A 16402-nucleotide genomic window follows, 5' to 3' on the forward strand; every position below is an offset into this window, starting at 1 on the left:
ACGAATTATAGTATTTGTTAAAATAGTAGGAATAACAAGGAGTTCATAAGGAAAAGAGTTAGTAGAAGTTTCAAAATATGCCTCAAATTATTAGGGCGCCACCCATGAAGCCAAAGGCCGCGTATATATATTCCTAAAGCCTTTCTGCTTCATGGGCCCTGCCAACAAACCGCCTGGCACAAAAGTTCACTGAACTTTTGTCGTGCTATATCCCGCTTGCCCAGTCCAAAAATGGCCAGGTTTGTGCGGGTCTTTGTCCTGGGGGCCAAAGCCACCACCAAACAACCATTTTAAACCGGTGTTCACGGGAATGCCGCTACGGTCAGTGGCGCGCAAATGCTCTCGCAAACCCTTATAAAAATTAAAGGATAGAATGAATGATTTTATAAAACTTGACCCCTTTTGTGTTCGGGTAAAAAAATAAGAAAAGTCGGCCCAACTGTTCTCCCTGCCGCACTACCAAGTGAATTATAAAATTATTCTCTTATAATTTTCTTCGCAACAGAAACACCATCTTTTTGAGTAATCATAAGGTTGTAAACCCCAGGTTTAAACTCGGCCAAAGATAGTTCAACTTCAAAATCCTTTACAACCGAACTAAAAATAATTTTCCCAAGCACATCACTTATACTAACGGTAGCAGGTTTGTCGCTTTCTTCCATCTTAACGATAAATTTATCAGAAAAAGGATTTGGAAAAATACTTAAGGGAAATTCTTCTTCATCAAGATCAGCTATGGATGTAAAAGGACCTTCTGTTCCCCACTTTGCCATAAAACCTCCTACGCTACCCGTAGGCACGCTAAATTGTGAGGAACCGTAATCCATGTTTTCAGTGAAAACACCTCCTGTGTAAATGTTTCCAAAAGCATCGGCAGTAAGGCTGAAGGGAATGTCATTACTAAGTCCTCCTTTTTGATCTGCCCATTGAAAATTGCCAAGAGTGTCCATTTCTGTCAGAAATATGTCGGCACCGCCACCAGGATAAAATGTTTCTGTACCTATCGTAAACATATTATCAAAATAACCCGTCATGTAAATGTTGTCGGTACCATTAATAGCTAAACAGCCCGCTCTTCTGAAACTCCCCAGAGAATTGAACATCCTTGCAAATTCCAATGTGCCACTGGTTCCATTATTTTTTGCGTAAAATATATTCACAAAGCCCTGAGTACTAAAAGTGGTACTTCCTGAAGTAAAGGTGCCTCCAAAATTTCCTAGCGAATAAACGTCGCCGTGCGTATCTACCACTAAACCTAAACTCTCGTCGTACCCCGTGCTTGCCATGTGCTGAGCCCATACTACATTTCCAGCAGTAGGTTCTAAAGAGCATAAAAAAAGGTCCCTGGCACTCACTGCATTAAAATTATCATTTCCCAAAGTTGTACTCACTGAAAACGTGCCTGAAATAAATAGCCTTTCATTCGCAGCCACGGCAATAGTAGATGCTCCTTCGTCATAAGTTCCTCCGAGTTGTGTGGCCCATACAACACTTCCGTTTGCCGTGTCAGCCTTAATAACAAAAGCATCACTTAAGCCGTTAGACTGCATAAGCGCACCACCGAAATCAAAATCAATTTCAAATCCTCCGCTCACATACAAATATCCTGAAGGACTCAAAACAATGCCGGAAGCACCATCATTGCCGGTTCCTCCAACATTATAAGCCCAAAGTACATCCCCTTTACCATTCATCTTCATAATAAAACCATCATAGCCGCCAGAACAGTATAAGGTAATATTGCCAAAAGTAGCTACACCACTAAAAGAGCCCGATAAATAAAGATTGCCATTTGCATCACACACCATACCGCTAACCATATGGTAAGTGCCCCCGGTAATTATTTTGTTCCAGAGATAGTGCCCAGATGGTTTTGTCTTATAAATACAAAAATCTCTATATCCACCACCGGCAAGGCTTTGTGTGCCTATGGACATTTTTTGCGCAAAACTAATAGCGGTGTACAAGTTGCCCTGCTTATCAGTGGTCATAGCCATAGGATAAGTATCATACAGACCCTGCATTTGTTTAGTCCACTGAATAGGTGGGGCTTGCGCGTTGAAATTAAAAGAAATAAAAAAACAGATACCTAAAATGGAAATACATTTCTTAAAGAGGGGGTTTGTGATCATAGCTTTGGGTTTTGACTTACGAAAATACAAAAAATAGAATTTTATATTCAAGACTTCACTAAATAGAATGCTTTGAAATGACTCTCAAAAAGTTCGTTCCATCAAACTGTAGCCATTCCCATGCAAATTACTGAGTTCTACCTTTGCATCGGAGGCCAGATGCTTGCGAAGCTTTAAAATGTAAACATCCATGCTGCGACCGGTAAAATAAGTATCTTCTTTCCAAATCTCCTTTAAAGCATGTTCGCGCAACAGAATATCGTTTTTATGCTGACATAATAAATTAAGCAAAGCAGATTCTTTTGGCGAAAGTTTTATTTCCGAATCAGGAGTTTTTAAAGACCTCAACCTTGCGTTAAATTTGAAATGACCGATCTCGTGCTGAAATTCTTCGTTGTTGAGCTGGTGTGTCTTACGGTTTAGAATAACCCGAATCTTTAATAGAAGCACCTCCGAATCAAAAGGTTTTACAATATAATCGTCAGCACCCAGTTTATAGCCTTTAATCATGTCTTCGCGCATACTGCGTGCGGTTAAAAAAATGACGGGAATAGTTTTATCAACTTGCTTTATTTCAGAGGTTAAAGTAAATCCGTCTTTCTTCGGCATCATGATATCGATAATACAAAGATCGAACTTTCCATTCCTAAAGGCTTCTAGTCCGTCCTCGCCGTTCATGCAAAGTTCCACAACAAAGCCATTCATCTTCAGGTAATCTTTCAATACCGAAGCAAAATTCTTTTCGTCTTCAACTAATAATATGCTATACATTTTAAAACTTATCTCTACCTGAACACTAAAAACTATTGACTATCTGCTATAAACTATTGACTATAAACCCTGCTAACTGCTAGTTAACACTAAAACAAACTCACTACCCGCTCCTAATTCGCTCCTCACTTCTACCCTGCCTCCATGCGCTTCCACAATCGACTTCACGTAACTCAATCCCAAACCAAATCCCTTCACATCATGAAGATTTCCACCCTGCACGCGATAAAATTTTTCAAATATTTTTCTTTGTTTATCTGCGTCAATTCCAATACCGTTATCCCTAAATTGAATTGTGATTTTTCCACTTTCTTTCTTCCCGCTAATTTTTAGCTCGCTTCTTTCTCCCGAATATTTTAAAGCGTTATCCAAAAGATTACTGAAAACCGTTTTTAAATGGCGCTCGTCCGCCCACACCTTTAAATCCTGATGGATGTCTACAGTTATTTCTGCATTCTGTTCGATAATTTGCAGGCGATGGTCTAAAATAACACTTTCTAATAGCGCTTTAACAGCTATCTGTTTTTTATCCAGTTGAATTTCTCCCTTATCCAAAACGGCCGTCTGTAACACCCGCTCTACATGGCCATTCAATTTTTTATTCTCTTCTTTTAAAATACGCATATAATCTTTAAACTTTTCTTCATTATTTTTTATAAGCGGGTTGCCAATGGCGTCAAGTGCCAAAGAGATTGTGGCTATGGGTGTTTTTAATTCATGTGTGATATTATTTACGAAATCATTTTTAATATCGCTCAGCTTTTTCTGCGCCAGTATAATCTTTATAACGTAAAAAAACACCAATATGATAATTAAAGAAAATGCCAGCGATAAAAGCAAACTGCCTCGCATATGCGCCATCAGATAGTCGTCGAGCTTCGGAAACTGGAGAAATAAGAATTCGCCTGTGTAAATAACGCGTTTGGAAGAGAGGTCTCGTGCAAAAGTTTTAAACTGTTCCGCATATCCTTTAGATTGTGCTAATATCTTTTTCCCGGGTGCGAGATTTTGCATAGAAAACTCAAAAGGAAGGAAAATACCTTTGTTGCTCAAAGTCTTTTTTATAAGCGCTTGAACCGTATCCGGACTTTCCTCATCAAGATCAATAACTCTTATCTCATTAAGCATCTTGTTCATAAGGGATAAAATTCGGGCAGAGTCAGTCAGATCTTTTGAGGCATTGGCACCTAAAGTCCTGCTAACAAGATTTTCTTTAACCGTTGCCTTTGTTCCACCTAATTGAATATTTATCGCAGTTCCTTTGATCTCAATAGAATTACTTTTCCCGGTGCTTGAATTAAAGATCTTTGAGGATTTTAGGCTTGCGACTTGCTCATGAAATGTTTTGATAGCGTCTTCTTTTTCGGTAATAATGGTGATTTTGTGAGATGGCGTTTTGGCAATGGTATCGCCATTCTGAATAAAATAGGTCATTTTTAATGACTGAAGATCTTTGCGCTCTTTAAATTTTGTATCCAGCTCTTCCAAAGCAGCATAAATACTCCGGTTAAATTCTTCTTTCTTTTGAAGGTAAAAATTCCTGATCCAGTAACCCTGCAGCCCAATAATAAAAAGTACACAAGTACTTAGCAGAACAAAAATAATTTTATAGGCTCTTGAATTCATGCGTTTCAAATGTAACCAGTATTTCTTTGGCTCTTTTCAACTTTAACTTTTCGTTAACAGGGTTTAACCGGAGATTAACCTGATTGCAGAACCACTGTCTCTAACTTTGCTGTGTAATTTAAACTCCAGATTTTATGAAAACAACATCTAAAGTATCAAAACCTGCCTCATGCATTTTAGCGATTTTATTTCTAAGCGTGAACCTGGTAACTGCGCAGCAAAGTGCAAACAAAAAAACAACAGTGCGTATAGTAAAGAAAGAAATAATTAATGGCGTAGAAAAAACAAGAGACAGCACTTATACCGTGGAAGGTGCCGTTAACCTCACTACCATTGACGCCTTGAGTGAGCTGTCAGAAGAAGAGTTCAAGACCCCTGAAGAAGGAGAGATTGTGATTTCAACCAAAAAAGAAAACGGTCTTACTATTTTAACAGAAAAGGATGACAAGGTAGTAATTGTTACCGATCTGGGGAGCGATGCCCAAATGATTGAAGTGGATAAAGAGAAAATGCTGCTGGACGACCAGGTACAAAGGGCCTTAAAAGCAGCCAACCTCAATGATAAGCCGGTAAGCGCATATAAAATAATGCAATTTAGAGATACTCCAAAAACAACCGGTGAAAAGATTAAACATGAGAAAATTATTTTTATAACCACTGTTAAACTGAGCGAACTCAATGAAAAAGAAGCCAAACAGTTGACCAAAGGAGGCGACTTGAAGGATCAAAATCTGAACGTAAAAGATCTGCATTTTTATCCCAATCCTACGAATGGAAAATTTAATTTGAAATTTGAATTGGCAGACAAGGGAAATACAGAGATTACAATTTTAAATGGCGAAGGAATATTAGTTTACAATGAGGAGCTGAAAAACTTTAGCGGCATTTACGACAAGGAAATTGATCTCAGCAAAAATCCCAAAGGAATTTACTTTGTGAAGATCAGGCAGGGAAATCATTCTCAGCTCAAAAAACTAATTCTCAACTAAATCGTTTTAAATTTCTTTCGTGCTAACATGTGCTGCATCAAGCATTGCGGCCCCTTTTCAGTACTGCTAAAAAACAACAGTTTTTGTTAAAAAAGTTAAATTAAGGTTGTTTCATGTAACAATAAGAGGAACTTTACGTCTTCTATAAAAACCTAAAAAAACAAACTAAAACAAATACCATGAAATCAAAACTTTTACTTGCAATTACGGCAGGCTTCCTTTTTTGTTCCACCCAACAAAAAGCGCAGGTCAGCAATTATTCATTCACCCAAACTTTAAGCACTTACGGCTCTGCTAATACCGGAAGTCTTGTAGGTCTGGCTATTCAGGATGACGACGTAGCTACTGTTTCCCTGCCCTTCAGCTTTACTTACGATGGCACCGCATACTCTTCTATAAACGTTTGCAGTAACGGTTACTTCAGTTTTAATACGCTTACAGGAGATGAGTATTTTGCAATCCAGACTTCTACAACTTCCAATGTAATTTCTCCTTTTGGTAATGATTTATACAAAGGAATGTTTATTAACGTTGACATGACGGCAGGTAGCGCGACTCTTACAAACGTAAGCTCCACTGCGGGATTAGCGGTGGGAACTATATTTGAAGATTTTTTTGGAGACTTTAGTTCAAATCCAACTATTGTATCTATAACCGGAAATACAATCGTTTTGAACCAACCTGCACTTTTTACTAACACAGCTTATCCAATGGTTAGTACGCACGGAACTATAAAACAAAGCGTGAGTGGAATTTCTCCGAACCGTATCTGCGAATTTGAATTTGCCAATTTCTCAAGGTATTTCGAACCCGATGAAATACTTAACTTTAAACTACGCCTTTATGAAACGTCGAATAAAATAGAGGCTTTATATGGTCCTATGACTGTTGCTCCTGATTATATTCCGTCTGAGGTTGGATTAAAAGGTGCCAGCAATACAGATTACAACTCACGTTTAGTGAATGCTTCTGTTAATACCTGGAGCAACTCCAGCGCTTCAACAAGTATTACTGACTTTTGCGACTTTGACAACACTATCTTCCCGGCATCTGGTCAATCTTACATGTGGACTCCTGTAAGCTGCACAGTTCCTGTATTAGCTGTTAGTGCTACTAATTCTGTAGCCTGCGCAGGTGTATCTGTTGTTTTAACTGCAACTGGTGCTACTACTTACTCATGGTCTAATGGCCCTGCTACAGCTCAACAAACTGTTACTCCTTCTGCTACTACTGTTTACACTTTAACCGGGGCTAATACAACTTGTACATCATCTATCACTTATACACAGGTAGTAGCTGCTACTCCAACACTAACAATCGCTTCAAGCAGCTCAGTTAGTTGCGCAGGTCAATCTGCTACGCTTACTGCCAACGGTGCAACAAGTTATTCCTGGAATGCCATTGCAAGCGCATCTCAAAATATTGTATCTCCAACTGTAACAACCACCTATAGCTTAACCGGTTCTAATGGAACTTGTACTGCCAATACAAGCTTCACTCAAACCGTTGTGGCATACCCGGTTCTAACGGTTGCAATCACACCTACAGTTATTTGTGTGGGTAATTCCGCAACAGTTACAGTGTCTGGTGCTACAACTTATTCATTTAATAATGTAGCAGGAACTTCTTCTACGGTAATTACTCCGAGCGCCACTGCAACATACACTATAGCAGGTGCTAACGGTGCTTGTGCTACCACAAAAACTTTAACACAAACAGTTTTAACTGATTGTGCTACTGGAATTAAAGAAGCAAGTCTTGAAAGTGTTGGTATTTCTGCTTATCCAAATCCTTTTGGTTCAGCATTAAACATTAAAAATGCTTCTGAAAACGAATTAAACGTTTCTATTTCTGACGCTCTTGGAAAAGTAATTTACAGCGCTAAACTAAAAGGTCAATCTGTTGAAACTATTTCAGGAGAATCTTTAAACAGCGGTCTATACTTTATCTCTGTCCAAGGAACTAATGGATCTATCACTAAAAAATTAATCAAACAATAGTACTCTCTTTTAACTAAAAAACCCCGGTGGAAAATTCCACCGGGGTTTTTTATTTTCTTTTATGATGCTTAAGCTCTTTAATGCATGAACGTCAATCGTACCGCAAAGATGTCACATCGAGCGTAGTCGAGATGTCACATCGAGCGTAGTCGAGATGTCACATCGAGCGTAGTCGAGATGTCACATCGAGCGTAGTCGAGATGTCACATCGAGCGTAGTCGAGATGTCACATCGAGCGTAGTCGAGATGTCACATCGAGCGTAGTCGAAATGTCACATCGAGCGTAGTCGAAATGTCACATCGAGCGTAGTCGAAATGCCACATCGAGCGTAGTCGAAATGTCACATCGAGCGTAGTCGAAATGTCACATCGAGCGTAGTCGAAATGTCACATCGAGCGTAGTCGAGATGCCACATCGAGCGTAGTCGAGATGGTGCACCAAAATCCAGGAAGTTGTTCTCGGTTACGCTCGAAGTGCCAACTGCTTTAGATTTTTTCTCAAGCCCGTGTCGTTATTAACGCCTCCTACTTGATCACTCCCAACTCTTTGCCCACTTTTGTAAAAGCAGCAATCGCTTTGTCTAAATGTTCTTTCTCATGTGCCGCGCTTAATTGTACACGAATACGGGCTTTGTCTTTTGGAACTACCGGAAAGAAAAATCCGATCACATAAATGCCTTCTGCTAACAATTTGTCTGCAAAGGTTTGAGATAACTTTGCGTCGTATAACATCACAGGAACAATAGCACTATCTCCTTCACGAATATCCAATCCCGCTTCTTTTATCCCTTTTTTGAAATAATTAATGTTCCACTCTAATTTATCGCGCAGGGTAGTTGCTTCCGAAAGCATATCAAATACAGCAATGCTGGCACCTACAATAACTGGTGACAAAGAATTGCTAAATAAATAAGGACGCGAACGCTGACGTAAAATTTCGATGATTTCTTTTTTAGCACTTGTAAACCCGCCCATAGCACCGCCTAAGGCTTTTCCAAGAGTTCCGGTAATTATGTCTACGCGATTCATTACATTCCTGTATTCAATAGTACCTCTGCCTGTTTTACCTATAAAGCCAGTTGCGTGACTTTCATCTACCATTACAAGGGCATTGTATTTATCAGCCAGATCACAAATTTTATCCAAAGGGGCTACGAAGCCATCCATACTGAACACACCGTCTGTCACAATAATACGGTGACGTTGTGCCTGTGATTTAATCAACTGTTCTTCGAGATCAGCCATATCACAATTCTTATAACGGTAACGTTGCGCTTTACACAAACGTACACCATCAATAATACTGGCGTGATTTAACTCGTCACTAATAATAGCGTCCTGCTCATCAAACAACGGTTCAAAAACCCCACCGTTAGCATCAAATGCAGCTGCATACAAAATAGTATCTTCTGTTCCTAAAAATTTGGAGATCTTTTGTTCTAAAGTTTTATGAATGTCTTGCGTTCCGCAAATGAAGCGCACGCTGCTCATACCAAAGCCATGAGAGTCTAACGCTTTTTTTGCGCCCTCAATAACTTTTGGATGACTGGAAAGTCCTAAATAGTTATTTGCACAAAAAATAACAACATCTTTTCCGTTTACTTTTACAACCGCATCCATAGGTGTGGTTATAACACGTTCGCGTTTAAATAAACCGTTGCTTTCTATTTCTGATAAAGTTGTTTGAAGTTGTTCTTTTAGCTGGCCGTACATAATTTAATATTTTCGCGCAAAGATAAATTCTATTTGACAATATTGGTAATATTTACAACTGAATACTGCCTCCGGATTTCACTTTCACAAATGGTTTTCCAGATTTTGGGGCCTTTTTTTGGCAAACACACTGATAATTGGGTAATTGTGTTAATTCGAGGTAAAAGGTTTTTCGAAAAGCCACAGGATTCCTATCTTTACGGGGTTATGTTGACTAAAAAAGCATCTTTTATTTGTTTTCTGGTTCTGGCTTTTTTTTCGGCTTTCTCCCAAACCGGACCCGCTGGCGTTAATACTTCTTCAACAAATGTCTTTTGGCTAAAAGCAGATGCAGGAACTTCTTCAGCATCCAATACGACCGCAATTTCTTCCTGGAACGATCAGTCTGGAAATGGCATTCATATGACCCAAACCGTTACTGCTCAACAACCTTCTTTTGCTACCAATGTTATAAATGGTTTTCCGGCCATTTTATTTGATAACTCCACTACCGCAAACCAGAACGATAAGATGCTGGGTGCCGACAATTCTATATTGGATAATACCAGCGGTTACACTTTTTTTACTGTTACCCGTCCACTAACTCTCGATGGGAATGCCAGATCAATTGTGTGTAAAAGAACAGGTGTTTCCATTGATCAGTCTTTTATGATCTTCTATTATACAAGCAACAAACTCCATTTCGATATTCAGACTACAGATGACCGCTGGTCTTCGGCCACTACGTTTACTGCAAACAATACCTATCTTTCTTCGCTTGTTTATAATGGTACGCTTACTTCAGGCTCTCGTTGTGCTTTGTATGTAGAAGAAACTTTTGATAAAAACGCTTCAGAAACCAGCACTCTTGTTCCGGATAACACCTCTCCCATGTTGATTGGCAGCACAGATGCCGGTGATGGCAGGCCTTTTGGCGGTTACATTGCCGAAGTAATTATTTACCGCGAAGCTCTTGGCAATGCGCAACGCATCATTGTAAACAATTATCTGTCCGCCAAATACGATATCACTTTAAACGCCAATGATAAATATGCCGGCGACAATTCAGGGAATGGGAATTACGATCGGGAAGTTGCCGGACTTGGTCAGGAATCATCCGGGAGCAGCTCTTCTTTTTCTGCTTCTATTTCCGGTGGATTAGGGATGGTAGCCACGGCCGGCCTCGACAATGGAGACTATGTGTTTACAGGTCATGCAATAACAACCAATACCACCATTACCTCTGATGTTGGAGGAATGACCGGCTCAAATAGAGCACGTTGGCAACGAGTTTGGTATGTAGATGTTACTAATGCTTCCACCAATATTACATTAGATGTAGAATTCGATATGAGTGATGGCGGTATGCCCACCTTCACCCTGGGTTCACTTTCTAATTACGTCCTGTTATACCGTTCCGGGCAAACTGGCAACTGGCTTGAAGTAACCACGGCAAGTTCTATCAGCGGTGACAGAATTATTTTTAATGGTTTATCAGCCCTCGTAGATGGGTATATAACTCTTGGCACCCGTGACTTTCACAATAGCCCCCTGCCAATAAGTTTGGCCGAATTTACAGCAATACCGCGCTCCTCCGAGGTTGATCTGAGTTGGGCTACCCTTTCTGAAAAAAACAACGCGTTTTTTACTTTAGAAAAATCTATAGACGGAAACTCTTTCCAAGCCTTTGCAAAAATCGAAGGAGCAGGAACCAGTTCTGTATTAAAAAATTATAATTTTACAGATCAAGATCCTTATCCCGGCATTTCTTACTACCGTTTAAAACAAACTGATTACGACACTAAAGAGAGTAATTCGGAACTGGTAATGGTAGATTTTAAAGGCGATGAAGGAGATCTGATTATTTTTCCGAATCCTACCCATGGCAACTTTAAGATTAAATTTCCCAACACTTCTGTTAAAGAAATTACAGTAAGAATTTTAGACTTGTCCGGAAAAATGATTGTTTCCCAACTATCGGTTACAAGAGGCGACGATTCGTTTTTTACACCCGCAAAACTTCCGCAGCTTGCTTCGGGTACATACGTAATAGTGGCATCGTCTCCTACAAAAGAGTATTCGCGTAAGTTGATTATTAAGTAGCCAGCTTTTAACTGAACAGGTCTTTCTTTAATCTGTGACTTTTTTACACAAACTATTTTTATGATATATTTGCCCTCATATTATGGATAATTACATCATTTCAGGCATTCAACAGGTAGGCATTGGCGTACCAAACGTTCACAATGGGTTTAACTGGTACAACTCCAATTTTGGAATGGATATTCCCATTTTTGAAGAAGCAGCAGAGGCCAATCTTATGTTGCCATACACTGGCGGCGTTCCTCATAAACGCCATGCTATTTTAGCCATCAACATAAAAGGCGGCGGCGGATTCGAAATCTGGCAATACACCAGCCGTACTCCCCAACCACCAATCTTTAAACCACAATTAGGCGATCTTGGCATTTTCTGTGCTAAAATGAAAACCGATGATGTTGAAGCGACTTACGATTTTTTAAAATCAAAAAATGTAAAACTATTGGGTGGCATCACAGAAAACCCCTTAAAGAAAAAACATTTTTTCTTAGAAGATCTTTATGGAAATTTATTTGAAGTAATTGAAGACAACGTTTGGTTTTCCCGCGGACTTAAGCATACTGGCGGGCCCGTTGGTGTAATGATAGGCGTAAGCAACCTGGAGAAATCTATAAATTTTTATAAAAAAATTTTAGGGTACGATACCGTTCAGTATAAAGGGGAAGATACTTTTTCAGACCTCTCTGTTTTACCAGGAGGAACAACAAAAACCAGGCGTGCCATTTTAACTCACAGCAAAGAACGTCAGGGTCCTTTTGCACCCTTGTTTGGCAACAGCTACATCGAATTGGTTGAAGCAACAAACTACAGTCCGCGCAAAATTTTCGAGAACCGTTTCTGGGGAGATCTTGGTTTTATTCATTTATGTTTCGACATCAAAAATATGGCGGCATTAAAAAAGAAATGCGAAAGTCTCGGACATCCGTTCACTGTTGATGGTGGCGCAGGCTTTGAAATGGGCGAAGCTGCAGGACATTTTACCTATATCGAAGATCCCGATGGCGCACTCATAGAATTTGTAGAAACCAAAAAAATTCCAATCATGAAAAAGCTGGGCTGGTATTTAGATCTTCGCAAACGTGCCCCTGAAAAACCACTGCCACGCTGGATGCTGAAGGCTCTTAAGTTTAACAGGAAAAAGGTCGTAGCTTAAAATTACAGGCTCTTAACTGTTCTCGTAATTCGTGCAAGGTGTTTCGGAATTGCAAATTTTAACTTTTGTATCTCTTCTCCCTTAACCTATTTTTTCTTGATTCTTGCCCGGTGGCATAGCTTTTGCCATATCTTGGGTATGAAAAAGCTTTTTTATATATTCCTTCTGATTTCTGCTGTAAATGCGAAAGCCCAATATTTGCTTTCTTCTAATACATCTGTTCAATCTTGTAACGAGATTGATTCGTGTTTAACGGTAAAGAATTTTTCTTTATTGTATTATGACGAATCGAAAGGCGAATTTTTCCTGAAATTAGACTTCGGTTCTTTCCGTCCAGACGTGCGCGATAGCATAAACAACTGGCTGAGCAAAGAAAAAAGGGATACTTCACTCTACTTCAGAGCAATTTTTCCCAAAGAAAATTTTCCGGTATTAACTACAGAATCCAGAAAAACATACAAACTTAATGGTCGCCTTTTCTATAACAACCAATGGAAAGATCAAACGGTTGACATGACCATCTTTGCCTCACAAAACAGTTTAATGAATACCACTTCCAGCAGCACAAATTATGGATTTGAAAACTACAAAGTAAATTTTTCCATCCCTTTTGTTCCTTCCGATTTTAAGGTGTATAAAGATTTAAAATACGGCGATCAAACAGTAAATATTAACGTGACACTCGGCCGAATCAACATTCTGAAACCAGGAATGGAACCTTTGTTAAGCGAGGTGTATTACCAGCCTAACCGTTAGATTTAGGCTTATTCTCACTACAATCGCGCTTTTTTGCCTATCTTTACGGCCTTGATTAAGATTGGTCCAAATATCGAACTTCCGGAATTTCCTTTATTGCTTGCACCTATGGAAGATGTGAGCGATCCGCCTTTCCGCTACGTATGTAAACAATATGGTGCAGATTTAATGTACACCGAATTTATTAGCAGCGAAGGTTTGATTCGTGATGCTATTAAAAGCCGCAAAAAACTTGACATTTTTGACTACGAGCGTCCTATAGGCATTCAGATTTTTGGTGGCGATGAAGAGGCAATGGCGATGTCTGCAAAGATTGTAGATGCTACACAGCCCGATATTTTAGATATTAATTTTGGTTGTCCTGTAAAGAAGGTGGTCTGCAAAGGCGCCGGAGCAGGGGTTTTAAAGGATGTAGACTTAATGGTGCGTCTTACCAAAGCCGTTATTAAAAGCACAACACTTCCTGTAACCGTTAAAACGCGATTGGGATGGGATGACTCCATGATCAATATTATGGAAGTGGCCGAACGGCTGCAGGATATTGGCATTCAGGCACTCTCTATTCATGGGCGTACACGCGCTCAAATGTATAAGGGGGAAGCTAACTGGAAATACATTGCTGAAGTAAAAAACAATCCCCGCATTAAAATTCCCATTTTCGGAAATGGGGACATTGACTCTCCTGAAAAAGCCTTACACTACAAAAACACTTACGGCATTGACGGCATCATGATTGGCCGCGCTGCAATTGGATATCCCTGGATCTTTAACGAGATCAAACATTTTTTTGCAACGGGAGAACATCTTCCCAAACCTACACTGCAAAACCGCGTAGAGGTTGCCAAAACGCACGTTCTTAAATCGGTTGAATGGAAAGGCGAAAAACTGGGCCTTCTTGAAATGCGTAATCATTACGCCAATTACTTCAGAGGCATTCCTAATTTTAAAGAAACCCGCACAAAACTTGTTACACTAAGCAGCACACAAGAGATTGTGGATGTACTCGACCGCGTGCTTGAAATGCCTGAGCTGATCGCTTAAGGTTGAAAAAACTAGCTGAAGTTCACCTGCATTTTCAAAAGGTAACTACTTAACGCAAAAGCCGGGTAAACCCTGATTCTACTGCGTTTCCACATGTGGAGTAATTTCTCCAGGCTTTTTTTTGGACATCCCTTTCTACACGTGATTTTCTCGTGTACTCTCTAACGTATTTATAGTTAAGCTCTTAATGCATTTGCAATAGCGCAAATGGTCAGGCACAGAGTTATCAGAAACTAAGGCCTATTACTTCCATTAATTATTAACTAATTAAAAACTCATTCACTATGTCAAGCTTCAAAAACAAAAAGGATTCTAAAAGTGAAAACGACGAGAATTCAACAACAGCAGAGTCGACCTATAATTCAACCTCTGCAACAGATTCAACAACTACAGGATCGGATAATTACGGCACGAAAAAAGATTCAAGCACAGGAACTACTGGCAGCATGACCTCCGCAACGGATAAAACTAACGACCCTTCTGCAAAAGATCAAACTTCAACGTCTAAAGCAACAGATCAAACAACCTCGGGAAAATACGGTAAAAGTGATGATGTAAGTACCTCCAGAACTTCTGATAAGTCTGGTTCTGATAATTCAGATAAAGATTCTAAATCGTCGGCGTCTAACGACAAAACAACTTACGGAGACACAACCCGCACTTCCGGAAAAAATTACGGAAATAATTATTCCGATGAAAATAACAACGAAGCTGAAGCATACGGTCAAAGAGATACTAACTGGAATTCTAAAAATTCAGGTCAGTACAACCAGCAATCAAACCAAAACATGAACTCTGGCCGTCGCGATCAAGGCGATTCAGGACAATATGGTTGGGCTCAAAGTGGTACAAAACAAGAACCTTCTAATCAGAACTTCGGTCAACAAGGCTATAACACTACTAATAACCCGTACTCTACCGGCGATCAAAGCTATGGTCAACAAAATCAAGGCTCTAACAGCAACTATGGTTCAGGCGATCAAAATTACGGTGGTGGATATAACTACGGTGACCAAAATTACAATAGCGGATCTACTTCAGGTAATCAAAATAGTGGTCAACGTAATTCAGGTTCTAACTATGGTAACCAAAATTATGGTTCACACAACCAAGGTTCAAATCAGGGTTACGGTTCACAAAACTACGGGTACAATCAAGGACAGGGGTCACAAAATTACGGTTCAAATCAAGAGCGCGGTTCACAAAATCATAACCAATATTCCGGCTCAAATTACGGCAACCAAAACTATGGCTCAAATCAAGGTTCCAGCCAAAACTGGGGTAATAGCCAGGACTACGGAAGAAACTTCAACGACACAAATACAAGCTACGATAATCAATACACGGGTAACCAAAGAAACCCCGGTTCATCTTACGGCTCCAACCAGGGCACTTATGGTTCAAATCGTGGTTCTTCTTATGGGTCAAATCAAAGGAACAATCAATATGGTATGGCGGATTATAACAGCCAAAATTCAGGATACGCTAATGGGGGCTGGCAGAACCAAAATTCAGATTTCCAAAACTCAAACCGTGGTGGCTCTATGAACCGTGGTGGTAATCAGGATTGGAATCAAAATCACGGTCAAAGAAATAACTATTCTGATAACCGCAACGAAGAAAATGGCGGATGGTATGGTAGCTCGCAACGCAATGGCGGTAGCGATTACAGACAGGGACGTCGTAATTCAGATCAAAGTTCATACGATCAGGATTATGGACGCGGTAACAACAGCTCATACCAGGACAGCGAAGGCAGTAGCCAAAAAAATCAGGGAAATTACAACGACAACCGTAATGCGGGTTACAACTCAGGAGCCGGACATACCCGTAATAACCAAGGTACAGGACGTGGATACGATAGCTCAAACTATTTTGAGAATGAGCAACCATCTGGTCGTCGTAATGCTACTTACAACACATCTTCCGGATATAACCAGGATTATGATAACACCCGCTCAAGCGGATCAGACTACGATCACTTTAACGATTACGAACGCGGCAACAATGAGTTTGGCGGCAGCGATCATAGCTCAAAAAGAAATAAAAAACACTTTGGAAAATAATTAAAACACTATCTCTTATAAATTATTTTCTATCTACAAACCCCGGAACCTTCCACTACAGAAGGAACCCGGGGTT

Annotated in this window: 11 protein-coding genes; 7 read left to right on the plus strand and 4 right to left on the minus strand. The window is 39.8% G+C overall.

Translation table 11 applies throughout. From position 1 onward, the window contains the following. Nucleotides 1–476 precede the first annotated feature (476 nt). The 3 genes from CNR22_09095 to CNR22_09105 form a co-directional block, all read right to left on the minus strand. Nucleotides 477–2132: a hypothetical protein gene (locus tag CNR22_09095; protein ID PBQ31918.1), complete on the minus strand. Its 1656-nt coding sequence runs from the start codon at nucleotides 2130–2132 to the stop codon at nucleotides 477–479. Between the two features lie 84 nt (nucleotides 2133–2216). Then, on the minus strand, nucleotides 2217–2903 hold the full coding sequence (locus CNR22_09100; GenBank protein PBQ31919.1) for a DNA-binding response regulator: 687 nt from the start codon (nucleotides 2901–2903) through the stop codon (nucleotides 2217–2219). Nucleotides 2904–2975: 72 nt separating this feature from the next. After that, nucleotides 2976–4529, minus strand: coding sequence for a hypothetical protein (locus CNR22_09105; GenBank protein ID PBQ31920.1), 1554 nt, complete (start codon nucleotides 4527–4529; stop codon nucleotides 2976–2978). Between the two features lie 134 nt (nucleotides 4530–4663). On the opposite strand from CNR22_09105, the gene CNR22_09110 reads away from it, so the two are divergent. Together CNR22_09110 and CNR22_09115 are read left to right on the plus strand one after the other, a co-directional pair. Continuing rightward, nucleotides 4664–5518, plus strand: a complete 855-nt coding sequence (locus tag CNR22_09110; protein ID PBQ31921.1) for a hypothetical protein — start codon at nucleotides 4664–4666, stop codon at nucleotides 5516–5518. A gap of 179 nt (nucleotides 5519–5697) precedes the next feature. Beyond that, nucleotides 5698–7518: a hypothetical protein gene (locus CNR22_09115; GenBank protein ID PBQ31922.1), complete on the plus strand. Its 1821-nt coding sequence runs from the start codon at nucleotides 5698–5700 to the stop codon at nucleotides 7516–7518. Between the two features lie 525 nt (nucleotides 7519–8043). Here CNR22_09115 and kbl read toward each other — a convergent pair. Then, nucleotides 8044–9231, minus strand: coding sequence for a glycine C-acetyltransferase (gene kbl, locus CNR22_09120; protein PBQ31923.1), 1188 nt, complete (start codon nucleotides 9229–9231; stop codon nucleotides 8044–8046). A 90-nt stretch (nucleotides 9232–9321) separates the two neighbouring features. Between kbl and CNR22_09125 the strand changes: the two genes are divergently transcribed. From CNR22_09125 to CNR22_09145, 5 genes are all read left to right on the plus strand, one after another. Next, nucleotides 9322–11313, plus strand: coding sequence for a hypothetical protein (locus CNR22_09125; protein ID PBQ31924.1), 1992 nt, complete (start codon nucleotides 9322–9324; stop codon nucleotides 11311–11313). Nucleotides 11314–11395: 82 nt separating this feature from the next. Further along, nucleotides 11396–12463: a glyoxalase gene (locus CNR22_09130; GenBank protein PBQ31925.1), complete on the plus strand. Its 1068-nt coding sequence runs from the start codon at nucleotides 11396–11398 to the stop codon at nucleotides 12461–12463. A gap of 138 nt (nucleotides 12464–12601) precedes the next feature. Continuing rightward, complete coding sequence (locus CNR22_09135) at nucleotides 12602–13219, plus strand: hypothetical protein (protein PBQ31926.1); 618 nt, start codon at nucleotides 12602–12604, stop codon at nucleotides 13217–13219. Between the two features lie 51 nt (nucleotides 13220–13270). Further along, nucleotides 13271–14260 carry a tRNA dihydrouridine synthase DusB gene (locus CNR22_09140; protein ID PBQ31927.1) on the plus strand — a complete coding sequence of 330 codons (990 nt, stop codon included), beginning with the start codon at nucleotides 13271–13273 and terminating at the stop codon, nucleotides 14258–14260. A gap of 284 nt (nucleotides 14261–14544) precedes the next feature. After that, entirely contained in the window at nucleotides 14545–16326 is a 1782-nt protein-coding gene (locus tag CNR22_09145) for a hypothetical protein (GenBank protein ID PBQ31928.1), read from the plus strand. Nucleotides 16327–16402 lie beyond the last annotated feature (76 nt).

It is taken from the genome of Sphingobacteriaceae bacterium (assembly GCA_002319075.1).
Lineage (GTDB): Bacteria > Bacteroidota > Bacteroidia > B-17B0 > Aurantibacillaceae > Aurantibacillus.